The following is a 24,980-nucleotide window of genomic DNA, read 5'->3' as shown; positions in this document are numbered from 1 at the left end:
CGCTTGATGAGCCATTCTGAAGGCCATATTGTTTTGCTCGCGCCGCTGACCGGTCCGGTCGTGCCGCTTGCGAACGTGCCCGATCCGGTGTTTTCGGGCGGCATGTTCGGCGACGGCATCGGCGTCGATCCGCTTGAGGGGCGGCTCGTCGCACCATGCGACGCCACCGTCACCCATCTCGCGCGCACCGGCCACGCGGTGACGCTCGCCACCGCGGAAGGCGCGGAGATTCTGCTGCACATCGGTATCGACACGGTGGAGCTGAACGGCAAAGGCTTTGCGCCGATGGTCGAGCAGGGCGCGCAGGTGCGTGCCGGCGACGTGCTGATCGAGTTCGACCAGGATCAGGTGGCGCTGCGTGCGCCGAGCCTCGTTTCGGTGATCGCGATTGCCAATTCCGAGGCGTTCGAGATTGTCGAGCGCGCGCAGGGCGGCATGGTGAAAGCGGGCGAAACCCCGTTGTTGCAGCTGCGTGCCCGCGACGGCGCGGCGGCCGCGGCATCGCGCGAGTTGAGCGCGACGAGCGTCACTGAAGAAGCGCGCACCCAGGTCACCCTGGTGCACGCGGGCGGCTTGCATGCGCGGCCGGCGGCGCGCGCTCGCGAAGCGGCGCGGGGCTTCAACGCGCGTGTCGAAGTGCGTTACGACGGACGCAAGGCGCCCATCGAAAGCGTGGTCGGCCTGCTCGGGCTTGGCGCGGGCCAGGGCGCGACGGTCGAGTTGCTCGGCGTCGGTCCGCAAGCCAAAGCCGCGGTCGACGCAATCGCGCACGAACTGACGCGCGAAGCGCTCGGCGAAGTCGAAGAAAAGCCGGCGCGGCAAAGTTCTCCCGCGCCGCAAACCACTGCCCCGGCCGCCGACGGCGGCGCGGCGCTTGCGTCGCACACGCTCGCGGGTGTGTGCGCAGCGCCTGGCGTCGCGGTGGGCAAGCTGGTGCGCTGGGACGACGCGGACCTCGATCCGCCCGAACAGGCGAGCGGCACCTCGGCGGCGGAAAGCCGCTTGCTCGACAACGCGATTGCCAGCGTGGACGCCGATCTCGGCACCACGGTGCGCGACGCGTCGCAACGCGGCGCGGTTGGCGAGGCGGGCATTTTCGCCGTGCATCGCGTGTTGCTCGAAGATCCGACGCTGCTAGACGCGGCGCGCGACCTGATCAGCCTCGGCAAGAGCGCGGGCTTCGCGTGGCGCGAAGCGATCCGCGCACAGACAGGCATCCTGAGCAAGATGGAAGACGCGTTGCTCGCCGAACGTGCCGCCGATCTACGCGACATCGAAAAGCGCGTGTTGCGCGCGTTGGGTTACACCAACGCGGCCGGGCGCACGCTGCCGGACGAGGCGGTGCTCGCCGCGGACGAATTCACGCCGTCCGATCTGTCGACGCTCGACCGTTCGCGCGTCACCGCGCTTGTCATGGCGCGCGGCGGCGCGACCTCGCATGCGGCGATCCTCGCGCGCCAGGCGGGCATTCCGGCGCTGGTCGCGGTCGGCGACGCGCTGCATGCGATTCCCGAGGGCACCCAGGTGGTCGTGAACGCGACCACAGGCCGCCTCGAGTTTGCACCCACCGAACTGGACGTCGAGCGTGCGCGCCTCGAGCGCAGCCGCCTTGCCGGCGTGCGCGAGGCGAACCGCCGCATGTCGCAGCAAGCGGCCGTTACCGCCGATGGCCGCGCGATCGAAGTGGCCGCCAACATCGCGACGCTGGAGGACGCCAACATCGCCGTGGAAAACGGCGCCGATTCCGTCGGCCTGTTGCGCACGGAGTTACTGTTCATTCATCGCGCGGCTGCGCCGAACGCGCAAGAGCATCAGCAAAGCTATCAGGCCATTGTCGACGCATTGAGCGGGCGCACGGCGATCATCCGCACGCTCGATGTGGGCGCGGACAAGGAAGTGGATTATCTGACGCTCCCGCCGGAGCCGAACCCCGCGCTCGGCTTGCGCGGCATTCGTCTCGCGCAGGTCCGCCCGGATCTGCTCGACGATCAACTGCGCGGTCTGCTTGCCGTCAAGCCCTTCGGCGCCGTGCGCATTCTGCTGCCGATGGTGACCGACGTAGGCGAACTGATCCGCATCCGCAAGCGCATCGACGAATTCGCTCGCGAGCTGGGGCGCGCCGAGCCGATCGAAGTGGGCGTGATGATCGAGGTGCCTTCGGCGGCGTTGCTGGCCGATCAACTGGCGCAACACGCGGACTTCCTCTCCATCGGCACCAACGATCTCACGCAATACACGCTCGCCATGGACCGCTGTCAGGCCGATCTCGCCGCGCAGGCCGACGGTCTGCATCCGGCCGTGCTGCGGCTGATCGCCACGACCGTGCAAGGTGCGAACCGGCACGGCAAATGGGTCGGCGTGTGTGGCGCGCTGGCGGGCGATCCGCTCGCCATGCCGCTCCTCGTCGGCCTTGGCGTAACCGAGCTTTCGGTCGATCCGGTGTCCGTGCCGGGCATCAAGGCGCGCGTGCGCAACCTCGATTATCAACTGTGCCGCCAACGTGCCGAAGACGCGCTGGCGCTGGAATCGGCACAGGCGGTAAGAGCAGTCAGCCGGGAAACCTGGCCGTTGGACTGAACCCCTCGGTCCAGTCAGGCCGGCCACATAACTCAACGACGTCCGTCGACAACGAGACAAGGATTGGAGGTAATCAATGGATGGGAATCCGTTTCTGAAAATACAGCGGCTGGGACGCGCGCTGATGCTGCCTATCGCGGTGCTGCCGGTTGCCGGCCTGCTACTTCGGCTCGGGCAACCCGATGTGTTCAACATCAAGATGATCGCCGATGCGGGCGGCGCGATCTTCGACAACCTGCCGCTGCTGTTTGCGATCGGCGTGGCGGTCGGCTTTGCGAAGGACAACAACGGCGTGGCCGGTCTTGCGGGCGCGATCGGCTATCTGATCGAAGTCGCGGTGATGAAGGACATCAACGACAAGCTCAACATGGGCGTGCTGTCCGGCATCGTGGCGGGCATTGTCGCGGGCTTGCTGTACAACCGCTACAAGGACATCAAGCTGCCGGATTACCTCGCGTTCTTCGGCGGCAAGCGTTTCGTGCCGATTGTCACGGGGGTGGTGTGTCTCGTGCTCGGCATTGTGTTCGGCTACGTGTGGCAGCCGGTGCAGGCCGTGATCGATACGGCCGGCCATTGGCTGACCACGGCGGGCGCGTTCGGCGCGTTCGTGTTCGGTGTGCTGAACCGGCTGCTGCTAGTGACCGGTCTGCATCACATCCTCAACTCGCTCACGTGGTTCGTGTTCGGCACCTTCACGCCGCCGGGCGGCGCAGCGGTGACGGGCGACCTGCATCGCTTCTTTGCCGGCGATCCGACTGCCGGAACGTTCATGACCGGCTTCTTCCCGATCATGATGTTCGGCCTGCCCGCCGCATGCCTCGCGATGTTCCATGAAGCACCGAAGGAGCGCCGCGCAGTGGTGGGCGGCCTGCTGTTTTCGATGGCGCTCACGTCGTTCCTGACGGGCGTGACGGAGCCTATCGAGTTCAGCTTCATGTTTCTTGCGCCGGTGCTGTACGCGATCCACGCGCTGTTGACCGGGCTCTCGCTCGCGATCTGCTCCGCGCTTGGCATTCACCTCGGCTTTACGTTCTCCGCAGGCGCTATCGACTACGTGCTGAACTACGGTCTCTCGACGAAGGGCTGGCTGGCGATCCCGCTCGGCCTCGCGTATTCGGTGGTGTACTACGGGCTGTTCCGCTTCTTCATCCGCAAATTCAACATGGCGACGCCGGGCCGTGAGCCTGCGGCTGCCGACGAGCAGGCCGAATCGTTCACCGCGGGCGGCTTCGTTTCGCCGGCCGCCGGTGCGGCCCTGCCGCGTGCGCAGCGCTATATCGCGGCGCTGGGCGGCGCGTCGAATCTCTCGGTGGTGGATGCGTGCACGACGCGTCTGCGTCTGTCGGTCGTCGATTCGAACAAGGTTTCCGAGAACGAGCTCAAGACGATTGGCGCGCGCGGCGTACTCAAGCGCGGCGCGACCAACGTGCAGGTGATCATTGGACCTGAGGCGGACATCATCGCCGACGAGATTCGCACAGCGATTGGGCAGGGCAGCAACGGCGCGGGTCTGGCTGGTACTGCAGTGGCTGCTTCGGCACCGACGGCTTCAGCAGCGGCAGGCGCGGGCGCGCCGACGCTCGCAGCCAACGTGGCCAACGTGGCCAATGGTCCGCTCGATCCCGATCCGTTGCGCTGGCTCGCCGTGTTTGGCGGCGCGGGCAATGTGCTGTCGCTCGACGCCGTCGCGGCCACGCGCCTGCGTATTGTGGTGCGCGATCCGTCTGCGGTGGATCGGCAGCGACTCGCCACGCTCGACACCGCGTGGGTCTCGGCAGACACGTTCCACATCGTCGTCGGCGATGCCGCGCGGCGTTACGCCGAAACGCTCGCAACGCGCATGCCGACAGGCGGGGCGGCGCCTGTGCCGGCCTGAGGTTCTGACGGAGGGCGGAGCGCCGGCTGGTTTGCGCTCTGCGGGCTGCGCTGCGGGTGTGGCTTAGGCTTCTGGCTCTGGCTCTGGCTCTGGCTCTGGCTCTGGCTGCGGCCTCGGCCTCGGCTCAGGCTCAGGCTGCGGCCTCGGCTCTGGCTCTGGCTCTGGCTCCGGCTCCGGCTGCCGCTGAAGCCGCAGCGCGGGAAAGCCCGCGCCGCACAGCCGCGGCAAACAAAAAAGCCCTGCCGTCGCAAGACGGCAGGGCTTTGCTACTTACGGCGCTCATTCAGGCCAAGCCGCGGGAACCTCCCTATGGCACAGCCGATAAAACTGCCGCGAGCGTTACGCGTACTCGCTCAGCGCACCGCGCATCTTCTTCATGGCGCTGGCTTCGATCTGGCGGATACGTTCGGCCGACACGCCGAACTCGTCGGCCAGCTCGTGCAGCGTCGAGCCGCCCGAACCGTCGTCCTGCACCTTCAGCCAGCGAGCTTCGATGATGCGGCGGCTGCGGGCGTCCAACGCCTCCAGTGCCGTCGCAATACCGTCGCTCTGCAGTTTGTCGCGCTGGCGCGAAGCCAGCACGGCGGTCGGCTCGCTGTGCGAATCCGCGAGATACGCGATCGGCGCGTACGACTCTTCGCCATCTTCGACCTGGCCTTCTAGCGCAATATCGCCGCCCGACAGGCGCGTTTCCATTTCCGCGACTTCTTCGCGCTTGACGTTCAGTTCCTTGGCGAGACCTTCGATCTCGTCCGGCGTGAAAGCGCCCAGACCTTGCTTGTGACTGCGCAGGTTGAAGAACAGCTTGCGCTGCGCCTTGGTCGTGGCGACCTTCACCATGCGCCAGTTGCGCAGAATGTATTCGTGAATTTCAGCCTTGATCCAGTGCATGGCGTACGAGACGAGGCGCACGTTCTGTTCGGGATCGAAGCGCTTCACGGCCTTCATCAGGCCGATATTGCCTTCCTGGATCAGGTCGGCGTGCGGCAGACCATAGCCCAGGTAGTTGCGTGCGATCGAAACGACCAGCCGCAGGTGCGACAGCACCAGGCGGCGCGCCGCCTCGAGGTTGTCGTGCTCGCGGAATTCGGTGGCGAACTGGCGTTCTTCCGCGGGCGTCAGCATCGGAATCCGGTTTACGGCCTGGATGTAGGCGTCGATATTGCCCAGTTGGCCGGGCAGCAGGGAGGAATGCGAGAGCGCCAGCGCACCTGCCGGAGCGGCCTTAGCCGACGACGGGCTCAGAGTACTCGGAAGGGTCAATGCATGGCTCACGTGGAAAACTCCTTTGGAATCAGGCAAAAGCTTGTTCAGGTAACGACTCCAGCGTTGGATGTTAGCACTCTCGTTTTCCGAGTGCTAATACTTAGAGGCCGTAAGGACATCAAAGTTCCATAAATTCCTATCAAACTGCGCGTTTCAATAGTAATCATACGCCCCTATGCGGCGGCTTGCAGACGGCGTACAAATTACCTGACAAAGCGCCTTCAATCTCACTTTCGACCGATTTTTTCAGTTTTTAGCGTGAGTAATTGCAAAAATTTAAGTTTCTTAAGATGATCCACCGAGTTCCGAATGTCTTTAGAATAAGCAAGAGTGTTACAGAATGTTCAACCTTTGCTGAGCTCGGGTGTCAGATGAACAACAAAAAGAAACGCTTGCGTGGTCTGGCTCTAAAAAGCAGCTGCGCGGCCTTGCTGCTTGGCCTGTCTGCCGCTGCCGCGGCTGATCAATTCGGAATTCAGGTCACCGGCGGCCTCGGCGATCACCATGTCAAGAAGCTGGACCTTGGCATCGTGTGGGACCCGAATCTGACTTGGTGGCAGATCGGCGACTGGCACTTCGCGCTGATCGGCGAGGCGCACGTGGCCTGGTGGCATACAAACGAAGGCAATGTGCACGAGAACATCGGCGAGTTCGGTGTGACGCCTATCATTCGCTTCATCAAAGGCTCGGGATCGATCAGGCCGTTCGTCGAGGCCGGAGCCGGCGTGCGTCTGCTGTCGAGTCCCAGAATTTCTTCGACCTTTACGCTGTCCACAGCGTTCCAGTTTGCCGATATGGCGGGCGTCGGCGTGCAGTTCGGCGGCCATCAGCAGTATCAGGCGGGCTACCGCTTCCAGCATGTGTCGAATGGCGGTATCAAAGAGCCGAATCCTGGTATAAATTTCCACCAGCTATATCTGCAATATAACTTCTGACCGTGGCCGCCTTCGGCTCACCGGTACAAGGGGCTGAGCAATGGCGGCAAAGACAATCGAGGCGATTCGCGGGCTGGAGAGGGAACGCTTCCGCGCGATGGTCGACGGCGACGGGCAGTCGCTCGACGCGCTGCTCGCAGACAACGTGAGCTACGTGCATACCAACGGCAAGCGCGAAACGAAGCGGCAGTTCATCGACGGTATTACCGCGGGGCGCCGCCGCTACCGGCAGATCGAAGTGCAGTCGCAAGACGTGCTGCCGGTTGGGCGGGAAACCTGCGTCGTGACCGGCCGCGCGCTGATCGAGATGGAAGCGAACAACGGCGCGCTGCTTTTCCCCATTGCCTACACGGCGATCCACACGCAGGAAGACGGTCAGTGGCGCCTCATTGCGTGGCAGGCGACGCGTTGCGCCATCGAGTGAGCTTACGCCGACGCTCTGGCTACATCCACGATCACCTCGACCTGGCGCGCGATAGCGCCTGGCACGGGTGCCTCGCCGCGCAGCACTGCGCCGATCCAGGCCGCAGTGGTCGCGGCGTCGCGCGCTTCGGGTAACTCGACTTCGGGTGCGTCGCGGGAAGAACGCTCATGCGGCACGCGCGTCTCGCAAATGCCGTCGTGCAGCCAGTCGATCTGCACCTGGCGCCGTGTGTCCGCCACGGCTTCCCCTTCCGTGCCGCGCGCGAGCAGGGCGCCGCCCACCGCGGCATCCGGATGCGTGCTGAAGAGCTGCGTGAGGCTGTCCCGATACGGTGGATGCGTGTAGTTGACGAGCCGCAGTCCGGCGGGCGCGAACGGCTGGAGGATTTTCACGAGCGTATGCGTCGAATTGCGCACCCCCATGCGCCGGCGCAGCGCGAGCAGGCGCGCGAGCCTGGGCGCAAGGACGTCGATCGACGCGAACGCCACGCGGCGCTCGGCGAGTCCGTCTTCAATGTCGTCATGCGAGCCCGCGTGCGGAATCCGCAGATGCGTGAAAATTTCGGCGCTCGTCACGCGGCCGGGATCCTCCGTCACGCCGTGCACGAGAACCGGCACGCCTTCGCGCGCGAGCAGCAGCGCGAGCAGCGGCACGAGATTCGGCTGCTTGCGCGCGCCGTTATAGCTCGGGATCGATACCGGCCGGAACTCGCCCGGCGGCTGATGAACCGGTTCGAACGACGCGTGAGCGCCCGCCAGCATCGCGGCAAGCTCCTCGGCGGTTTCGCCTTTCACGCGATACGCAAGAAGGATCGCCCCCAGCTCGAGGTCGCCGACGCGGCCGTCGAGCATGGCGGTGTATAGCTCGCGCGTGTCGTCGGCGGTGAGCGCGCGGGCGCCGTGGGGCCCACGGCCGATTTCCTTGATGAAGCGGGCGCAGGGGAACGGATTGGCGGTGTCGGCGGAGTCTGTCATGAGTGCAATTGACTTGCTGGCGTGCCGCTGTCGAGCCGGCCGCCGCGGTATTCAAGGGACGTTGTCTGGTGTGAGTATCGCATCTATGGCCGTCGGGCGAGACGCCGGCGGCGCCGCGCCGCTGACTCGAAGCCCTGCTGGACTGGCGCGCACCGCCTTGTGCCGCGCGTTACACTCGCTGTTTAGCGCCGCGCCGCGGCTCATTTCCAACCAGGAACGGAGAATCGGATGAGTTACGTATTTGCGCCCGCACCAGTCGTTGCGGTGCCGGTGGTGGGGTCGAGCGAACAATTCCCTGTGCGCCGCATTTACTGCGTCGGCCGCAATTACGAGGCGCACGCCCGTGAGATGGGACACGATCCGGACCGCGAGCCGCCGTTTTTCTTCAGCAAGCCCGCCGATGCCGTTCTGTACGTGGCGCCGGGCGAGACTGGCGAATTCCCGTATCCGTCGTTGTCGAAAAACGTCCACTTCGAAATGGAGCTGGTCGCGGCGATCGGCAAGGGCGGCAAGAATATCCCGGCTGAGCGCGCACTCGACCACGTTTATGGCTACGCACTGGGCCTCGATATGACGCGTCGCGACCTGCAGGCGGAGGCGAAGAAACTGGGGCGTCCGTGGGATACCGCGAAAGGTTTCGATCACTCGGCGCCGCTCGGGCCGATTCATCCGGTTTCGACAGTCGGCCACGTGGGACAAGGCGCGATCTGGCTGTCCGTCAACGGTGAGGACAAGCAGCGTTCCGACGTGTCGCAGCTCATCTGGTCGGTGGCCGAGACCATTGCCTACCTGTCTACGCTTTTCGAGCTGCAACCCGGCGATCTGATTTTTACCGGCACGCCTGAAGGCGTCGGCGCGGTGGTGCAAGGCGATCTGATGAAGGGCGGCGTGGACGCGCTCGGCGAGTTGAGCGTGCGCGTCGTGTGACACGCTTTTGGGGGAGGAGACAAACAAATGAAGCTCTACAGCTATTTCCGCAGCTCGGCGTCGTATCGGGTGCGCATCGCGCTGAATGTGAAGAAGCTGCCGTACGACTACGTGCCTGTGCACCTCGTGCGCGATGGCGGCGAGCAACTGAAGCCGGAATACCGCAAGATCAATCCGGACGGCGTCGTGCCGACTCTGGTCGACGGCCACGACCTGGTGCCGCAGTCGCTTGCGATCATCGAGTATCTGGAGGAAACGCACCCCGAGCCGCCGCTTTTGCCCGAGGCACCCGCCGACCGCGCTTACGTGCGTTCGGTGGCTTTACAGGTGGCGTGCGAGATTCATCCGCTGAACAATCTGCGCGTGCTGAAATATCTGAAACACACGCTGCGCGTGGACGACGATGCGAAAGACGCGTGGTATCGGCATTGGGTGGAAGCCGGATTTGCGGCGCTGGAGGCGCACCTCGCAGGCGAGCCGCGAACAGGCAAGCTGTGTTTTGGCGACACGCCTACGCTCGCCGACGCGTGTCTGATTCCGCAGGTGTTCAACGCGCAACGCTTCAAGGTCGACACCGCGCGGTTTCCGACGATTCAGCGCATCTACGACCACGCCATGCAGATCGACGCGTTCGCGCGCGCGGCGCCGGGTGCGCAGCCGGACGCGGAATGAAGCCGCAGCAGTGGTTGTGGTGAAGGAAAAAAGGGCACTCCGCGGAGTGCCCTTTTTGCTCGCCTGAATGCTCGCCCGAGGGCAGCGCTGTGATGAGTGTCCGTTGAACGAGCGCTCAGCCGCCGAGCAACGCGTCCGAAAACTCTTCGGCGCTGAAGGGCTGCAAATCTTCCACTTTTTCGCCGACGCCGATGAAGTACACCGGAATCGGCCGTTGTCGCGCGATAGCCGCGAGAATACCGCCCTTCGCCGTGCCGTCGAGCTTGGTGACGATGAGGCCGGTGAGTCCCAGCGCGTCGTCGAACGCCTTGACCTGCGCGAGCGCGTTCTGCCCGGTATTGGCGTCGATCACGAGCAGCACTTCGTGCGGCGCGCCGTCCTGCGCTTTGCCGATCACACGCTTGACCTTGCGCAACTCTTCCATCAGATGCAACTGGGTGGGCAGGCGGCCGGCGGTGTCCGCCATCATCACGTCGATCTTGCGCGCGCGCGCAGCGCCGACCGCGTCGAAAATCACCGCGGCCGGGTCGCCGCTTTCCTGCGCCACTACCGTCACGTTGTTGCGCTGACCCCAGATGGCCAGTTGCTCGCGTGCGGCCGCGCGGAACGTGTCGCCGGCGGCCAGCAGCACAGACTGGTTGAAACTCTGCAGATGCTTGGCGAGCTTGCCGATGCTGGTGGTCTTGCCTGCGCCGTTGACGCCCGCGATCATCATGACGAGCGGCTTCGCGCGTCCGAGCATCAGCGATTTTTCGAGCGGTTTCAGCAGATCGACCAGCAGCGCGCGCAGCGCGGCCTTGACCTGTTGCGGCTCGGTGAGACGCTCGGTGCGCACTTTCTCGCGCAACGCCTCGAGCAGGAATTCCGTTGCGTCGACGCCCGCGTCCGACATGAGCAGCGCGGTTTCGAGCTCTTCATACAGCTCTTCGTCGATCTTCGTGCCGATGAAAATGCCGGTGAGGCTCGAACTGGTCTTCGACAAGCCGGTTTTCAGGCGAGTCAGCCACGAGCGCTTGGCGCTCGCGTCCTGAACCGGCGGCGGCACGATTTCTACGGTTTCGAGCGACGATTCCTCGAATACCGCTTCGGGCTGCGCAGCAGGCTGCGTTTCTGTTCGTGGTTGGCTGTCGGGCTGCGTTTCTGGCGCAAACGGGGTTGTAAACGGCGGTGCAGCGTCAGCCGGGGGCGCGGCCAAGGCTTGCCTCGTGAGGTCGTCTACTAGCGCGTCAGGAACGTCGGGCGCGTCTTGCGATTCGTCTGGCGTGTTTTCGGACTCTTTCGAACCCTTGAATCGTTTGAAAAAGCTGAACATGATCTGGCGTGGTGAGAGTGCGCGTCAATGCGCGCAGCCGGCACGGCGCCGGCGGGAGCGGCAGGCAGCGCTGCAATGGGGAATGCAGGACGCTGGAAGCCGCACATTTTATCAGGCGCGCCGTCGCGCGTCGTATCGGCCGAACGGCCAGGCTGGACGCGCGGCGCCCCTGTGGTAACGTTGGCGCTCCAGTGTGCTCGCTTTGCCTTTGTGTGAATGCGGCGGGCACCTCCACCAACGTAATCGATTCTGCATGCCCCGTTCAGCACCTTCCCGCGCCCACGGCGCTTCGCCCAAAGGCGGTAAACCGCACGCCATCCGCATTATCGGCGGCGACTGGAAACGCACGCCCTTGCCCGTGCTCGACCTGGAGGGGCTGCGTCCCACGCCGGACAGGGTCCGCGAAACGCTGTTCAACTGGCTGGGGCAGCGTCTGGACGGCGAGCGTTGCCTCGACCTGTTTGCTGGCAGCGGCGCGCTGGGTTTCGAGGCGGCCTCGCGTGGCGCTGCGCGCGTGCTGATGGTCGAGCGCAACGCGCGCGCGGCCGCCCAATTGCGGGCGAACCAGCAACGCCTTTCCGCACGCGTGATTGAGATTGCCGAGGCCGACGCTTTGCGGCTCGCGGCGAGCCTGCCGCCCGCTTCGTTCGACGTGGTGTTCCTCGACCCGCCTTTTGGCGACGATCTGCTCGACAAGGCGCTTGCGCTCGCCGCGCCGCTCGTCAGTGAAAACGGCTTTCTTTACGTGGAGGCCGGCGCGACCCTTGAACTCGATGGGAACGAAGCGCTCACTGGGTGGAAAATCGTGCGGGAAGGGAAAGCCGGCGCTGTCCACTTCCATTTGCTGCAGCGCGAAAATGAGGAATAATGCGCCTTCCATAACAAGCGCCGGACGGTTTGACGTCACGCGCGCGGCCGGTGCCAAATGCGTCGAGTGGACGCTTTGACGTGCCCATCTGTCTGAAGAGAGGAGAAATCTCATGGTAGTCGCCGTGTACCCGGGCACGTTCGATCCGCTGACACGCGGTCACGAAGACCTCGTTCGGCGCGCGTCGAGCATCTTCGACACGCTGGTGGTCGGCGTTGCCGACAGCCGCAACAAGAAGCCGTTTTTCACGCTGAAAGAGCGTCTGGACATCGCCCATGAAGTGCTGGGCCATTACCCGAACGTGCAGGTCATGAGCTTCAAGGGGCTGCTGAAAGATTTCGTGCGCACCAACAACGCGCGCGTGATCGTGCGCGGCCTGCGGGCGGTGTCCGACTTCGAGTATGAGTTCCAGATGGCCGGTATGAACCGCTATTTGCTGCCGGACGTGGAAACCATGTTCATGACGCCGTCCGACCAGTATCAGTTCATCTCTGGCACGATTGTCCGCGAGATCGCGCAACTGGGCGGCGACGTGAGCAAGTTCGTGTTCCCGTCGGTCGAAAAATGGCTGAAGGAAAAGGTCGCAGCATTGGACTCCAGTAACGGCGCTCCGGCGGGGCAGCCGTAACCGGCGTAAACTGTCGGTTTGACGGAACGAAGCCGGCCGCAGCCGGTACGAAGTGAGAGAAGTATGGCTTTGATGATTACCGACGAGTGCATCAATTGCGACGTGTGCGAGCCCGAGTGCCCGAACGACGCCATTTCGATGGGCCCGGAAATCTATGTGATCGACCCGAAGAAGTGCACCGAGTGCGTCGGGCATTTCGACGAACCGCAGTGCATCCAGGTGTGCCCGGTCGAATGCATTCCGCGTGATCCCGAGCATCTGGAAACGCCGGAAGGCTTGATGGCGAAGTATCACGCACTGCAGGCAGCAAAGAGCGCGTGAGCTCCGGCTCGACGCACAATGAAGTACGGAAAAGGAAACGGCGAGGCGTGGGCCTCGCCGTTTTTTTTGCCGGTTAGTCCGGCGATTAACCGGCTAGGCGTTCAGGATCGCGCGCAATGCGTCGAGCAGAACGTCGCACTCTGCGTCGGTTCCCACCGAGATGCGCAAGTGCTGGTCGATTCTCGGCGCGTTGAAGTGGCGCACAAAAATCTCTCTTTCGCGCAGCCGCGATAGCAGCGTTGTTGCGTCGTGCCCCTTGTGGCGCGCAAACAGTAGATTCGCCGCCGACGGCACGACGTCGAAGCCCAGTTCAGTCAGGCCGCCAGCCAGCCGTTCGCGGCTCGCAATGACTTTCGCGCAGATGTCGCGAAACCACTCGTCGTCTTCGTATGCTGCACACGCCGCAACTTGCGCGAGGCGGTCCAGCGGATATGAATTGAAGCTGTCTTTTACCCGATTGAGCGCGTCGATCAATTCTGCATTGCCGAACGCGAAGCCGACGCGCATGCCCGCGAGCGAGCGTGACTTGGACACTGTCTGCACGACGAGCAGGTTCGGGTAGCGGTCGATCAGCGTGACGGCCGACTGCGCGCCGAAATCCACATACGCCTCGTCGATCACGACGGCCGAATCGGGGTTCTTCTGCAGCAGGCGCTCGATATCCGCAAGCGGCAGCGGGCGTCCGGTCGGAGCGTTCGGGTTCGGAAACAGGATGCCGCCGTTGGCCACGGCGTAGTCGTCGACATTGATCGCGAAGGCGTCGTCGAGCGGAATGGTCTGATACTCGACGTCGAAAAGTCGCGCGTAAGTAGGGTAGAAGCTGTACGTGATGTCGGGGAACAACAAGGGCTTGTCGTGCTTCAGCAAGGCCTGGAAGGTGAGCGCGAGGACCTCGTCAGAGCCGTTGCCGGCGAAAACCTGCTCGGCGCGGATGCCGTGATACGCGGCCACGGTTTCGCGCAGTTTCCGTGCGGTCGGGTCGGGGTAACGACGCAACGATTCGCCGCCCGAGCCTAGCTCTTCGCGAATCGCCTCCAGTACGCGCGGCGATGGCGGGTATGGATTCTCGTTGGTGTTCAGCTTCACCGGATGCGCGAGCGCGGGCTGCTCGCCCGGCACATACGGCGTCAGGCGGTGAACGATGTCACTCCAATATCGGCTCAAAGGCTTCTCCCATGCGACGCGGTCGACTTGGCGTCTGGTCGCGGATCAATGTGCTCAGATGCTGCCGGGGGCGGTGGCGGGTGGCCGGTGCTGCCTTGGCGCAATGCGGCCGAACTTCGCCCGCTAACGTCGCCAACGTGCGTTACGAATTGCGATGCAGCTGCATCATCGCGCGTTCCAGCTCGCCCTTGATGATCTGCGGCATGACGGCGAGCGCCCGCTCGATGGAGGCGTCAATCACCTCCTGCTCTTCGCGGCGCGGTGGCTTGAGCACGTAGTTGGCGACGTCGGGCTTCGCGCCTGCACGTGCGCTCTCCGGAATCAGGTCGCGTGGGTGCCCGATGCCGATGCGCAGCCGCCAATACTGTTGCGACGACAGATGCGCGGTGATGTCCTTCAAGCCATTATGACCGCCGCTGCCGCCGCCAAGCTTGAGCTTCACACTGCCGGGCGGCATGTCCAGTTCGTCGTGCGCGACGAGAATCTCGTCGGGCAGAATCTTGAAGAATTGCGCAAGCGCGACAACCGACTGGCCTGAGCGGTTCATATAAGTCTGCGGCTCGAGTAGATGCACTTCCTCCCCGTGCAGTCGTGCTTTCGCGTAAAAGCCGTGGAAGCGCCGCTCGTCGCGCAGCGTCGTGCCTGCTTCGCGCGCCAGCTGGTCCACCAGCCAGAAGCCGGCGTTATGGCGCGTCGCGGTGTATTCGGCGCCCGGATTGCCGAGTCCGACGATCAGCTTGATCATGATTGCGTGGGTCCATCTGGCCCGGGAACCGGCGACGGCCGAGCCGAAAAAAACCGAAAAAAAACCCGCCGGGGCGAACCTCGGCGGGTCACGTCGACCGTCTCATGCAGACGGATCGCGAGAATTGCTTGCTCAGTGCGCGAAGGGCGCTCAAGCAGCCGGCGTTTCGCCTTCTGCGGCAGCAGCGTCGCTTTCCGACACGGCGCCAGCCGGGATCGTTGCCGAAGCGACGACCGGGTTTTCAGCTTCGACGTGAGCAACCAGCGACACGCCTGCGGGCAGCGGGATGTCCTTGGCGTGAACCGATTGACCGGCTTCGATCTTGGCCAGATCGACTTCGATGAATTCCGGCAGTGCCGACGGCAGGCACTCGACTTCCAGTTCGTTCACGACGTGCGAGATCACCGCGCTCGACAGCTTCACTGCCGGGTTGGTTTCCTGGTTCATGAAGTGCAGCGGCACCTTGGTGTGCAGCTTCTTCGTTGCGTCGACGCGCTGAAAGTCCACGTGCAGCACGAGCTGACGGAACGGATGGTATTGCACGTCGCGCAGCAGAACCTGTTGCGACTTGCCGCCGACTTCCAGATCGAGAATCGACGAGTGGAAAACTTCTTTCTTCAGCGCGTGCCACAGCGCGTTGTGGTCCAGTTCGACCAATTGCGTTTCAGCACCAGCGCCATATACGATGCCCGGGGTCTTGCCCGAGTTACGCAGGCGGCGGCTCGCACCCGTACCTTGCAAAGAACGCTCGAAAGCGACAACTTTCATTTTGAATCTCCAATGCACTGCCCGCGACCAGGCAGTAAAAACGGGGCCCGCAAGCCGTTATGGCTGAGGCCCCAGAGCTGCGGCACGAACCTTCGTTCGTTCATGCCGATTGTGCAAAAGCGCGCCACGCCGCATGAAGCGGCAACCGCGCTTTCACAAATACTTAACTTTCAGCGAACAGCGACATCACCGAATCGCCCCGGCGAATGCGCGAGAACGTTTCGGCCAGCAGGCCGGCGCTGGTCAGCGAACGGATCTTGGCGCACGAGCGGGCTTCTTCGCCGAGCGGGATCGTGTCCGTGACGACCAGTTCGTCCAGAGCGGATGCAGCGATGCGCTCGCCTGCGCCGCCCGACAGAACCGGGTGAGTGGCGTAAGCGAAAACCTGTTTCGCGCCACGTTCCTTCAGAACCTGTGCTGCCTTGCAAAGCGTGCCGGCGGTGTCGACCATGTCGTCCATGATCACGCAGGTACGGCCTTCAACCTCACCGATGATGTTCATCACTTCGGCAACGTTCGCCTTGGGGCGGCGTTTGTCGATGATCGCGAGGTCGCAGTTCAGCTGCTTCGCCAATGCACGGGCACGCACCACACCGCCGACGTCCGGCGACACGACCAGCAGATTCTCATAGTTCTGCTTGCGCAGATCGCCGAGGAGCACCGGCGTAGCGTAGATATTGTCGACCGGGATGTCGAAGAAGCCCTGAATCTGGTCGGCGTGCAGATCCATCGTAATGATCCGCTCGACACCCGCGATTTCCAGCATGTTCGCCACGATCTTTGCCGAGATGGCGACGCGCGCCGAACGGGGGCGGCGATCCTGGCGGGCATAACCGAAGTAGGGGATGGCTGCGGTGATCCGGCCGGCAGATGCGCGCTTGAGCGCGTCGACCATGATCATCAGTTCCATCAGGTTGTCGTTCGCCGGTGCACACGTAGACTGCAGAACAAACACGTCTTTGCCGCGCACGTTTTCCTGAATCTCGACCTGGATTTCACCGTCCGAGAAACGGCTCACCATTGCTTTGCCGAGGGGAATACCGAGGATTTTGACGACTTCCTGTGCAAGCGCGGGATTTGCGTTGCCAGTAAAAACCATCAGGCCGTCATGGCTGCTCATCGTGCACCTGCTTCAGGCTGGGGGCGAGGGGAAATGCGAGAAATTTTGGCAGGGGAGAAAGGATTCGAACCTTTGCATGCCGGAATCAAAATCCGGTGCCTTAACCAGCTTGGCGACTCCCCTACACTAACTTTGAGCTCCGCCGAACGTGGAGTTTCGTTCGACGATGCAAAACCTATGACGCGAAAGCAAAGAGTGGATGCACTTCCAGACTGGCGGCCACTGCGCTGTTCCATTCGGCTGGCAGTTTGGCTTGCGCCGCTTCTGCTTCAGCTTTGCTACGGAACGCTGCAAAGACACTTGCACCAGATCCGGACATCCGCGCCGGCGCGATATTTTCAAACCATCGCAGCACTTGCGCTACTTCCGCGTACTTTCCGACGACAACCTGCTGCATGTCATTGCGGCCAAAACTTTCAGGCCATTCAGTGTTGCAGCTAAGTTCTGCAGGAAAGTCCGTAATTGTGAGGGCTTTTGAATCTCTTGTCAACGCTTTTTCGGAAAAAATCGCTGCAGTCGGAACATGAACCCTCGGCGTCACTACCAGGAAATGACGCGGCGGCAATTGTACAACGTCTAATGCTTCTCCGACACCCTGCGCGAACGCATTTTTTCCGAAAACGAAGAACGGGACGTCGGCGCCGAGCTTCAGTGCCAGCTCCTGCAATTCCAGCCGCGGCAAGTGAAGGTTCCACAGCCGGTTCAACGCGAGCAGCGTGGTGGCCGCGTCGGAACTGCCGCCGCCGAGCCCTGCGCCCATCGGCAGGCGCTTTTCGATCTCTATATCGACGCCTTGCGGGCAGCCTGTATGTGCTTTAAGCAGGTTGGCAGCGCGTACGGTGAGGTCGTGTTCGGGCGGCACGTCGGCGATTTCGGTGCTGCGCGTGATCAGCCCGTCGTCGCGCCGCGTGAAGTGCAGCGTGTCGCCCCAGTCGAGTAGCTGGAAGACCGTTTGCAGCGTGTGATAGCCATCCGGCCGGCGCCCGGTGATGTGCAGGAAGAGGTTGAGTTTCGCTGGCGCGAGGCAATCGCGCAGCGAGTTGGTTGTTTCGATCATGAGTCGAGGCTACATGCGCCGACAAGGCGCCGAATAAGCGGCAGGAGCGCGCGATTTACTGGTCCAGCACGAGCTTGATGTCGAGCGGCGGCTCGTCACGCGTCAGGTTCACGCGCTTCACGCCGGTGGCGGGCGCCTCGGCGTAGGCCAGATAGTCGATCGTCCAGCCATCCTGGGTAATCTCCTTCAGGCGCGACGGCTGCTGCGGGTCCTTTTCCGTTTTCGCGCGCGAAGTAGGCGCGGGCGAAGGCTGCAGCCAGTAGCGCAAACCTTCGACAGGCAGCGCGAAGCCCAGCGCGTTCTGCATCAGCGTAGACACGTTGTCCGCGGTGAGCGGCTGACGGTTGGGCAACTCGAGCGTAGCTGAGGCTGGCGACGAGGTCACGATGGCGAGCGTCTGCCCAAGCGGATTGCGCAATTGCAGGGTGACGGTGTCACCCGTTTCCTGCCACGAGAAATTACCGTACGCATTGCGCTGCTGGCCGTTCTGATCGTTGTACTGAACGGCAAAACGGCCCTGGTAAGCGCGGCTTGTTTGCGCGGTTACCGCGGTGGCGGCATTCGACGTGGACGGCCCTTGCGGTTTTACCGAAGCACAGCCGGACAGTACGAGGGCGGCGGCTGCGGCGAGCCCGAGCGCCGCACGACGCGGCGCCCGCAAAAAAGTATCAAGACTGGAAAGACGCATTAAAGATCATTCACCTGAAGACGTTGCAGCGTTTTGACGAGCGTTTCGTTGTCCGGTTCGAGCTTGCGCGCCTCACGAAAGGCGGCGCGAGCCTGGTCCTGGTCGCCGGCTTTCCACAGCACTTCGCCGAGGTGCGCGCCGATTTCGGCGTTCGGCTGAATGGTGTAGGCCTTGCGCAGCACCCGGATAGCGTCCGTCGTATCGCCCATGCGGTACTTGACCCAGCCCACGCTGTCCATGATGAATGCGTCGTTCGGCGCTAGTGACGAGGCCTTTTCGACCAGCTTGTCGGCTTCTGCGAGACGCTGGTTGCGATCGGCAAGCGAATAGCCGAGCGCGTTGTACGCCTGGGGATTGTCCGGCTGCGTCTGGATTAGCTTGCGCAATTGCGCTTCCATGGTGTCGAAATGGCCGTTCTTTTCGGCGGCCATCGCGTAATCGTAGGTCAGGTCGGGGTCGTCCGGGAACGCAGCCGTGGCTTGTTGCAGGCGCGTTTCAGCTTCCGGATAGCGCTTCGCGTCGAACAGGATCGCCGCGTCGGTGCGCGCGACAAGCGCCTGGTCGCGCGGATCGGCGGGCCGCAGGCTGGCGAGCTGGCGGCGCGCGTCGTCCGGCTTGCCCTGCTTTGCGAGCAGCTGCGCACGCGTTATCTGCGCGGAGAGATACTGCTGGCTCGACGGCGAGATTCTGTTGAGCCAGTCGGCGGCGGCCGCCTCGTTCTTCTGTTCCAGCGACATCTGCGCAAGATAGATATACGCCTGGCCCGGATCGGCGCCCGGAGTCTTCTCTGCCTGTTGCGCGTATTGCGTCAGATAGCCCTGCGCGTCGTTGAGATTCTTCTGCTGGATCTTGATGAGCCCGAGCGCCATGAGCGGCGTGAGGTCGCTTGCGTTCGCCTTATGCATTACCTCGAACTGCTTTTGCGCGTCGTCCAGACGGTCGCTCGCCAGATACATTTGCGCGAGCGCGAGGCGCGCATCATGCGATTTCGGATTCTGCTGCACGTATTTTTCGAGGGACGCAATGCCTTCCTTGCGCTCCTCCGGGCCCATTTGCGACAGCATCAGCGCTGCCGGCAGATAGTCGGGCTTCAGCGCGAGCGCCTGCTGCAGCGACTTGTGGGCGCCCGGCGCGTCGTCTGCGACCAGTTGCTGACGCGCGATGGCCAGTTGCGCTTCCGGCCGGTTCATGTCGTTCTTCAGCATGTCCTGCAACACATGCAGGCCACCGACCCGGTTCGGTCCGCGCGACAGCAGCAATTGCAGCGCGAGAATGGCGTTACCGCGATTGTCGGCCGGCACGCGGGCAAGCTCGCGCGCGAGCAGCGGCTCGGCGTCATCAGGCTTGCCCGACAGCACCAGCAGCGACGCGTCCAACTGGGCGGCGCGCTCGGAGTTCGGCGCATACTGCTGCCAGAGTTGTGCTGCGGCCAGTGCGTCCGACGGGCTTTGCGCGGCCAGCGCGATTTCGGTGGCGCGCTGCGCCATGCGCGGATCGTGCGTGTCGCGCGCGAGCGCAAGATACGTCTGGTAAGCGGGCGCTGGCTGATTGCGTTGCAGTGCCACTTCGGCGGCGAGCACCTGGAATACGATCTGGCTCGTCAGCTGCACGTTGGGCAGCGCCTTTTGTTCGTCCGCCGACGGCGGGCCGAGCGGATCGCTCAGCGTGACCGACGTGTCGTCCGCGTCCGGCGACGGGTCCTGCGCGTGCGCGGGCACCGCGGCGAACGCCCACAGGGCGAGCGCGGCGGCACCGAGCGAGCGCCGTGCGGACACTGCGTGCGGCACGCGGAATGCGCTGGCCGGGCGCTTCAAAAACAGCTTCACGAAGGACAAGTTCATGGAAATCCGTTCAATGTTTCGGACGATTGTAACGCGCTCGCTACAATACGCGCACAACCACTCACGCAAGTTGCAGACCAGTTAGACATGCCAGAGTTGCCAGAAGTTGAGGTTACCCGACGGGGAATCGAACCGTATGTGGCCGGCCGCAAGGTCGAGCGCGTCGAGGTGCGCACGCCTGCGCTGCGCTGGCCGATTCCGGCGGACCTTGCGAAGACCTTGCGCGGCCACGTGGTACGCAACGTCGAGCGGCGCGGCAAGTATCTGCTGTTCGAAACCGACTCCGGTTGGTTCATCGTGCATCTTGGCATGACAGGGACGCTGCGCGTGTTGCGCCATGTGCCGCATGCGCCGGCCGCTGCGAAACACGACCACGTCGACTGGATTTTCGACGACTTCATTTTGCGCTTTCGCGATCCGCGGCGCTTCGGCGCCGTGCTCTGGCATCCGCGCGAGGCGGGCGACGTGCTCGGGCATCCGTTGCTTGCCAGTCTGGGCGTCGAGCCGTTTTCACCGGCGTTCTCCGGCGCGCTGATGCATCGGCTTACGCGCGGGCGCAAGGTGTCGGTGAAGCAGGCGCTGCTCGCCGGAGAAATCGTAGTCGGCGTGGGAAATATCTATGCGTCAGAAAGCCTCTTTCGCGCGGGCATCCGGCCGACTACCGCAGCGGGCCGCGTCTCGCTCGTGCGCTACGGCCTGCTGGCCGACGCCGTGCGCGTGACGCTGGCCGCGGCAATCGAAAAGGGCGGCAGCACGCTGCGCGATTTCGTCGGCAGCAATGGCGAGAGCGGTTACTTCCAGCTGGATTATTTCGTCTATGATCGCGCGGGCCAGCCGTGCCGTGTGTGCGCCACACCGATCAGACAGATCGTGCAAGGTCAGCGCTCTACTTACTTTTGTCCCACCTGCCAGCGCTAATTTTCGATGCCTTCCCGCCTGACTCCGCGCTCCGCGCAGCAGTTGTCGCCCGCCGCTGCGCCTGCTTTGCCCGTGTCCCCGCTCACGTCGCCGCTCGCGCCGCATTTCGCTCCACGGCTGATCGCCTGGCAGCGCGAGCACGGCCGCCATGACCTGCCGTGGCAGAACACGCGCGATCCCTATCGGATCTGGCTGTCGGAAATCATGTTGCAGCAGACCCAGGTGTCGACGGTTATTCCGTACTACGCGAAGTTTCTCGCACGTTTTCCGGATGTCGCCGCGCTGGCCGCCGCACCCGTCGACGATGTGATGGCGCTATGGGCCGGGCTCGGCTACTACACGCGCGCGCGCAACCTGCATCGCTGCGCGCAGACAGTCGTCGAGCAGCACGGCGGCGCGTTTCCGGCTTCGGTGGAAGAGCTTGCCGAACTGCCGGGAATCGGCCGGTCGACGGCAGCGGCGATCGCCTCGTTTGCGTTCGGCGCGCGCGCGACGATTCTCGACGGCAACGTGAAGCGCGTGCTCGCGCGGGTGTTCGGCGTGGAAGGTTTTCCCGGCGAGAAGAAGGTCGAGAACGCGATGTGGACACTGGCGGAATCGCTATTGCCCTCGAATGCATCGGACGACGAAGTCAGCGCATACACGCAAGGCTTGATGGACTTCGGCGCGACCTTGTGCGTGCGCGGCAAGCCGGACTGCCTGCGCTGTCCGTTTGCCGCTGACTGCGTCGCCAACGTGACGGGCCGTCAGCGCGAACTGCCCGCGGCCCGCCCGAAGAAAGCCGTGCCGACCCGCCGCACGTGGATGCTGGTGCTGCGTGACGGCGACGCGGTCATGCTTGAGAAGCGACCGCCTTCGGGTATCTGGGGCGGACTGTGGAGCTTGCCCGAAGCCGCCGACGAAGCCGCGCTGGCGGCCCGCGCTGCGGAGTTCGGCAACGCCGGCGGCGTGTACAGACTGGCGCCGCTCACGCACGTGTTCACGCATTTCAAGCTGGACATCGAGCCGCGCCTCGCGGAACTCGAGAGGGGCGTCGGCGCGCTCGCCGCGCTCGGCGATGCGCAGACCGCGTGGGTCGCGCTCCGCGATCTCGACTCATTCGGGGTGCCGGCGCCCGTGCGCAAACTGCTGGACAGCCTGCAAGGTTCGCTGATCTGAAAAACCGCGTGCGTGCGCGGTCGTTTGGGCGTCGTCGCTACAGCCTAAAGCAGTTGATGCTGCTGCATATAACGATGAACCACTTCGATGCGCGCGCCGGCGTCTTGCATTTCCATGAGTTTCTGACGCGCGCGCAGTGCGATCGGTAGCACTTCGGCAAGGCGGTTCGACACCCACGAAGGGTCTTCAAGCCTGAATGGCTCGGCAAACGGCAGGCTATCCGGATCGCGCTCGCGGATCGTCGCGATGATCCGCTCGAGCACTTCCGCGCATGCGCCGAACTTGGCCAACTGCTGATTGTCTTCGAGCGGCCGGTCTTCTCCGAGCGGCTCTGCCATGCCCACCAGCAAGCCGCTGCTTTCCACGCGGTGCGACAGCAAGCGGAAGCGCCGCGTGCCGCGGGCGCGAATCAGCAACATGCCGAAAGTCTCAACGTCGCATTGGTCGATTTCCGCCAGGCAGCCGATCGATTCGGGCACCGAAGATTCGTTCTCCCGCGCGACTTCCGCACCGCTTTTCAGCAGGCACACGCCGAATGGCGTCTTTTCGCGCAGGCAGTCGCGCGCCATGTCCAGATAGCGCGCTTCGAAAATCTTCAGCGGCAGGATTCCGTCAGGAAACAGAACCGTGTGGAGCGGGAACAGCGGCACATCGGCGAGCACAGTAGAAGTAGATGACATGGCGCAACGCTTCGAGTTGAGGCCGCGCGATGCGGCCGGTTAAGCCACTAACTTCGATGACGCGCCGGCCTCGACCGGTGCGTCGCGGTGCCGCACGATTACATTCGCTACATTGGCGAGACGCGCGGCGAGCGTCTCCGCAATAAACACCGAGCGGTGCTGACCACCCGTGCAACCAATCGCGACCGTCAGGTAACTACGATTGTCGTCGCGGAAATGCGGCAGCCATTTCGCGAGAAACTTCTGAATGTCGTCGATCATTTCATGCACGACCGGCAGGGCGCCGAGAAAATCGATTACCGGTTTGTCGAGGCCCGTAAGAGGGCGCAATTCATGATCGTAGTATGGGTTCGGCAGCGTGCGTACGTCGAACACAAAATCGGCGTCGAGCGGCACGCCGCGTTTGAAGCCGAACGACTCGAACATCAGCACGAGCCCTGCGTGCTCCTGCTCGATAAAGCGCTTGACCCATTGACGCAGCACGTTCGCACGCAGATTGCTCGTGTCGATCTGGTGGCCGAACTCGGCCAGGCCCGCGACGAGCTCGCGTTCCCGTTCGATCGCCTCGGCAAGCGACGTGAGCAGGCCGACATCGGCATCGTGAGCAGTGGAGCCCGACAGCGGATGGCGGCGGCGCGTTTCGGAAAAGCGTTGAATCAGCGACTGCGTGCTCGCGTTGAGGAACAGCACGCGCACGTCATGCGCGCGCGACAGGTCGCGGATCATGGCCGGCATGTCGTCGAGCGACGCGCTCGAACGGGCGTCGATCGCCACTGCAAGGCGGTCGTGTCCGTCTTCGGCAAGATACGACGCGAGCTCGGGCAGGAAGCGCGGCGGCAGATTGTCGACGCAGTAATAGCCCGCGTCCTCGAGCGCGTTCAGCGCGACGGACTTGCCTGAGCCGGATATGCCAGTGATGAGGATTATGCGCATGGAGTCGTGAAATCGGTCCGTTTCATCATAGCATCTGAGCCTCTCGCGCGTGCCCGCGGCAGGCCGCGGGCGAGGGCTTCGGGTACCGCATGAAAACGCATGAACGCCGTGCTCGGCTCAGATCAATTTGCCGGGAAACTGGCTATCCGGATCCTGCATGGCAAGACGCTGGCGATCCATGAAATCGCGCAATGTGTCGATGCCGCGCAATTGCAGGATCGTGTTGCGCACAGCCGCTTCGACCAGCACTGCGAGGTTGCGGCCCGCGGCCACCTGAATCGTTACCTTGCTGATGGGCAGCCCCAGAACGTCGACGGTCTGGCTCTCCAGCGGCAGCCGCTGGAACTCGCCGTCAGGGCGGCGCACCAGTTGCACGATCAGCTTCAGCTTCATTTTGCGGCGCACGGCGGTTTCGCCGAAAATCGTCTTGATGTCGAGCAGGCCCAGGCCGCGCACTTCCAGCAGATTCTGCAGAAGCGGCGGGCAGCGTCCTTCGACGAAGTCCGGGCCGAGGCGCACGAAGTCCACGGCGTCGTCGGCGACGAGTCCGTGGCCGCGGCTGATCAGTTCGAGACCGAGCTCGCTTTTGCCGAGGCCCGAGTCGCCGGTCAGCAGCACGCCCATGCCGAGGATGTCCATGAACACGCCGTGTAGCGTGGCGCGCGGCGCGAGAATGCGCGACATGTAAAGGCGCAGGCTGTCGATCACCGCCGCCGCCGACATGGGCGTGGTGAAGAGCGGTGTTGACGAGCGCGTGCAACGCAGCACCAGTTCGGGCGGCGCGGCAACGCCCCCTGCCACCACCAGGAACGGCGGTTCCAACGCGATCAGCTCGGCCATGTGGCGCGAGCGGTCTTCGTCGGTCTGGCGTTTGTAGTAGTCGATTTCGGCGTCGCCGAGCACCTGGATCCGGTTGGGGTGGATCAGGTTCAAGTGGCCGACGAGGTCGGCGCTCGACGTGGCATTGGCGACCGATTCCGAAGAAAAGCCGCGTTCCCAGCCTTCATGCCCTGTCAGCCAGCTTAGTTTCAGCGTGGCGGCGTTATCGTCGAAAATGCTCTGGGCGTTGATGCTGGACGTATCCATGAGTCAGTGACTCCAGTGTTGGCCGCTTGCCGGACACAGCGC

The 24,980-nt window shown here is 63.7% G+C and carries 24 protein-coding genes and 1 tRNA gene; 11 read left to right on the top strand and 14 right to left on the bottom strand.

The window, feature by feature from the left end; genetic code table 11:
- Positions 1 to 6: 6 nt before the first annotated feature.
- Both ptsP and nagE read left to right on the top strand, forming a co-directional pair.
- A complete protein-coding gene (ptsP, locus tag F757_RS0111520; protein ID WP_027211519.1) occupies positions 7 to 2,577 on the top strand; it encodes a phosphoenolpyruvate--protein phosphotransferase in 2,571 nt (856 codons plus the stop codon).
- 76 nt (positions 2,578 to 2,653) lie between these two features.
- On the top strand, positions 2,654 to 4,453 hold the full coding sequence (nagE, locus tag F757_RS0111515) for an N-acetylglucosamine-specific PTS transporter subunit IIBC (protein ID WP_027211518.1): 1,800 nt from the start codon (positions 2,654 to 2,656) through the stop codon (positions 4,451 to 4,453).
- Between the two features lie 339 nt (positions 4,454 to 4,792).
- Here the strand turns inward: nagE and rpoH are convergent, their stop codons facing one another.
- A complete protein-coding gene (gene rpoH, locus F757_RS0111510; RefSeq protein WP_027211517.1) occupies positions 4,793 to 5,728 on the bottom strand; it encodes an RNA polymerase sigma factor RpoH in 936 nt (311 codons plus the stop codon).
- A 362-nt stretch (positions 5,729 to 6,090) separates the two neighbouring features.
- Between rpoH and F757_RS0111505 the strand changes: the two genes are divergently transcribed.
- Complete coding sequence (locus F757_RS0111505; protein ID WP_027211516.1) at positions 6,091 to 6,654, top strand: acyloxyacyl hydrolase; 564 nt, start codon at positions 6,091 to 6,093, stop codon at positions 6,652 to 6,654.
- A 40-nt stretch (positions 6,655 to 6,694) separates the two neighbouring features.
- The gene (locus F757_RS0111500) at positions 6,695 to 7,078 is read left to right on the top strand and encodes a nuclear transport factor 2 family protein (RefSeq protein WP_013337940.1); all 384 of its coding nucleotides are present in this window, start codon (positions 6,695 to 6,697) and stop codon (positions 7,076 to 7,078) included.
- Positions 7,079 to 7,080: 2 nt separating this feature from the next.
- Here the strand turns inward: F757_RS0111500 and ybiB are convergent, their stop codons facing one another.
- Positions 7,081 to 8,052, bottom strand: coding sequence for a DNA-binding protein YbiB (gene ybiB, locus F757_RS0111495; RefSeq protein ID WP_027211515.1), 972 nt, complete (start codon positions 8,050 to 8,052; stop codon positions 7,081 to 7,083).
- Positions 8,053 to 8,280: 228 nt separating this feature from the next.
- On the opposite strand from ybiB, the gene F757_RS0111490 reads away from it, so the two are divergent.
- On the top strand, positions 8,281 to 8,979 hold the full coding sequence (locus F757_RS0111490) for a fumarylacetoacetate hydrolase family protein (RefSeq protein ID WP_027211514.1): 699 nt from the start codon (positions 8,281 to 8,283) through the stop codon (positions 8,977 to 8,979).
- A 27-nt stretch (positions 8,980 to 9,006) separates the two neighbouring features.
- Positions 9,007 to 9,651 carry a maleylacetoacetate isomerase gene (maiA, locus tag F757_RS0111485; protein WP_027211513.1) on the top strand — a complete coding sequence of 215 codons (645 nt, stop codon included), beginning with the start codon at positions 9,007 to 9,009 and terminating at the stop codon, positions 9,649 to 9,651.
- A gap of 115 nt (positions 9,652 to 9,766) precedes the next feature.
- Here maiA and ftsY read toward each other — a convergent pair whose 3' ends face one another.
- Complete coding sequence (gene ftsY / locus F757_RS0111480; protein WP_027211512.1) at positions 9,767 to 10,963, bottom strand: signal recognition particle-docking protein FtsY; 1,197 nt, start codon at positions 10,961 to 10,963, stop codon at positions 9,767 to 9,769.
- 253 nt (positions 10,964 to 11,216) lie between these two features.
- On the opposite strand from ftsY, the gene rsmD reads away from it, so the two are divergent.
- The 3 genes from rsmD (at position 11,217) to F757_RS0111465 (ending at position 12,780) form a co-directional block, all read left to right on the top strand.
- Positions 11,217 to 11,831 (top strand): 16S rRNA (guanine(966)-N(2))-methyltransferase RsmD, encoded by a 615-nt coding sequence (gene rsmD / locus F757_RS0111475; RefSeq protein WP_027211511.1) that lies wholly within the window; start codon positions 11,217 to 11,219, stop codon positions 11,829 to 11,831.
- Between the two features lie 112 nt (positions 11,832 to 11,943).
- Positions 11,944 to 12,459, top strand: a complete 516-nt coding sequence (gene coaD, locus F757_RS0111470) for a pantetheine-phosphate adenylyltransferase (protein ID WP_027211510.1) — start codon at positions 11,944 to 11,946, stop codon at positions 12,457 to 12,459.
- Between the two features lie 63 nt (positions 12,460 to 12,522).
- Positions 12,523 to 12,780: a YfhL family 4Fe-4S dicluster ferredoxin gene (locus F757_RS0111465; protein ID WP_013337947.1), complete on the top strand. Its 258-nt coding sequence runs from the start codon at positions 12,523 to 12,525 to the stop codon at positions 12,778 to 12,780.
- A gap of 93 nt (positions 12,781 to 12,873) precedes the next feature.
- Here F757_RS0111465 and hisC read toward each other — a convergent pair whose 3' ends face one another.
- The 8 genes from hisC to F757_RS0111425 all read right to left on the bottom strand — a co-directional run bounded on the left by hisC (position 12,874) and on the right by F757_RS0111425 (position 20,163).
- Entirely contained in the window at positions 12,874 to 13,944 is a 1,071-nt protein-coding gene (gene hisC, locus F757_RS0111460) for a histidinol-phosphate transaminase (RefSeq protein WP_027211509.1), read from the bottom strand.
- 142 nt (positions 13,945 to 14,086) lie between these two features.
- Positions 14,087 to 14,689, bottom strand: coding sequence for an aminoacyl-tRNA hydrolase (gene pth / locus F757_RS0111455; protein ID WP_027211508.1), 603 nt, complete (start codon positions 14,687 to 14,689; stop codon positions 14,087 to 14,089).
- A 150-nt stretch (positions 14,690 to 14,839) separates the two neighbouring features.
- Positions 14,840 to 15,457 (bottom strand): 50S ribosomal protein L25/general stress protein Ctc, encoded by a 618-nt coding sequence (locus F757_RS0111450; RefSeq protein WP_027211507.1) that lies wholly within the window; start codon positions 15,455 to 15,457, stop codon positions 14,840 to 14,842.
- A 163-nt stretch (positions 15,458 to 15,620) separates the two neighbouring features.
- The gene (locus tag F757_RS0111445; protein WP_006048037.1) at positions 15,621 to 16,577 is read right to left on the bottom strand and encodes a ribose-phosphate pyrophosphokinase; all 957 of its coding nucleotides are present in this window, start codon (positions 16,575 to 16,577) and stop codon (positions 15,621 to 15,623) included.
- A gap of 46 nt (positions 16,578 to 16,623) precedes the next feature.
- A tRNA-Gln gene (locus F757_RS0111440) sits at positions 16,624 to 16,700 on the bottom strand.
- A 52-nt stretch (positions 16,701 to 16,752) separates the two neighbouring features.
- On the bottom strand, positions 16,753 to 17,634 hold the full coding sequence (ispE, locus tag F757_RS0111435; protein WP_027211506.1) for a 4-(cytidine 5'-diphospho)-2-C-methyl-D-erythritol kinase: 882 nt from the start codon (positions 17,632 to 17,634) through the stop codon (positions 16,753 to 16,755).
- 55 nt (positions 17,635 to 17,689) lie between these two features.
- Positions 17,690 to 18,322, bottom strand: coding sequence for a lipoprotein insertase outer membrane protein LolB (gene lolB, locus F757_RS0111430; RefSeq protein ID WP_027211505.1), 633 nt, complete (start codon positions 18,320 to 18,322; stop codon positions 17,690 to 17,692).
- A complete protein-coding gene (locus tag F757_RS0111425; protein WP_027211504.1) occupies positions 18,322 to 20,163 on the bottom strand; it encodes a tetratricopeptide repeat protein in 1,842 nt (613 codons plus the stop codon). The genes lolB and F757_RS0111425 overlap by 1 nt, the downstream gene beginning before the upstream one ends.
- Before the next feature lie 87 nt (positions 20,164 to 20,250).
- Here F757_RS0111425 and mutM point away from each other — a divergent pair, with 87 nt between their 5' ends.
- On the top strand, positions 20,251 to 21,081 hold the full coding sequence (mutM, locus tag F757_RS0111420; RefSeq protein WP_027211503.1) for a bifunctional DNA-formamidopyrimidine glycosylase/DNA-(apurinic or apyrimidinic site) lyase: 831 nt from the start codon (positions 20,251 to 20,253) through the stop codon (positions 21,079 to 21,081).
- 6 nt (positions 21,082 to 21,087) lie between these two features.
- Positions 21,088 to 22,239, top strand: a complete 1,152-nt coding sequence (gene mutY, locus F757_RS0111415; protein WP_027211502.1) for an A/G-specific adenine glycosylase — start codon at positions 21,088 to 21,090, stop codon at positions 22,237 to 22,239.
- Positions 22,240 to 22,283: 44 nt separating this feature from the next.
- On the opposite strand, the gene F757_RS0111410 is transcribed toward mutY, so the two are convergent.
- The 3 genes from F757_RS0111410 to hprK form a co-directional block, all read right to left on the bottom strand.
- Complete coding sequence (locus F757_RS0111410) at positions 22,284 to 22,919, bottom strand: LON peptidase substrate-binding domain-containing protein (protein ID WP_027211501.1); 636 nt, start codon at positions 22,917 to 22,919, stop codon at positions 22,284 to 22,286.
- A gap of 39 nt (positions 22,920 to 22,958) precedes the next feature.
- On the bottom strand, positions 22,959 to 23,852 hold the full coding sequence (gene rapZ, locus F757_RS0111405; RefSeq protein ID WP_027211500.1) for an RNase adapter RapZ: 894 nt from the start codon (positions 23,850 to 23,852) through the stop codon (positions 22,959 to 22,961).
- A 117-nt stretch (positions 23,853 to 23,969) separates the two neighbouring features.
- Positions 23,970 to 24,938, bottom strand: coding sequence for an HPr(Ser) kinase/phosphatase (gene hprK / locus F757_RS0111400; protein WP_006048029.1), 969 nt, complete (start codon positions 24,936 to 24,938; stop codon positions 23,970 to 23,972).
- Positions 24,939 to 24,980 lie beyond the last annotated feature (42 nt).

Source organism: Burkholderia sp. WSM2232, from assembly GCF_000472545.1.
GTDB lineage: Bacteria > Pseudomonadota > Gammaproteobacteria > Burkholderiales > Burkholderiaceae > Paraburkholderia.
This window is presented reverse-complemented; position numbering and strand designations above follow the sequence as displayed.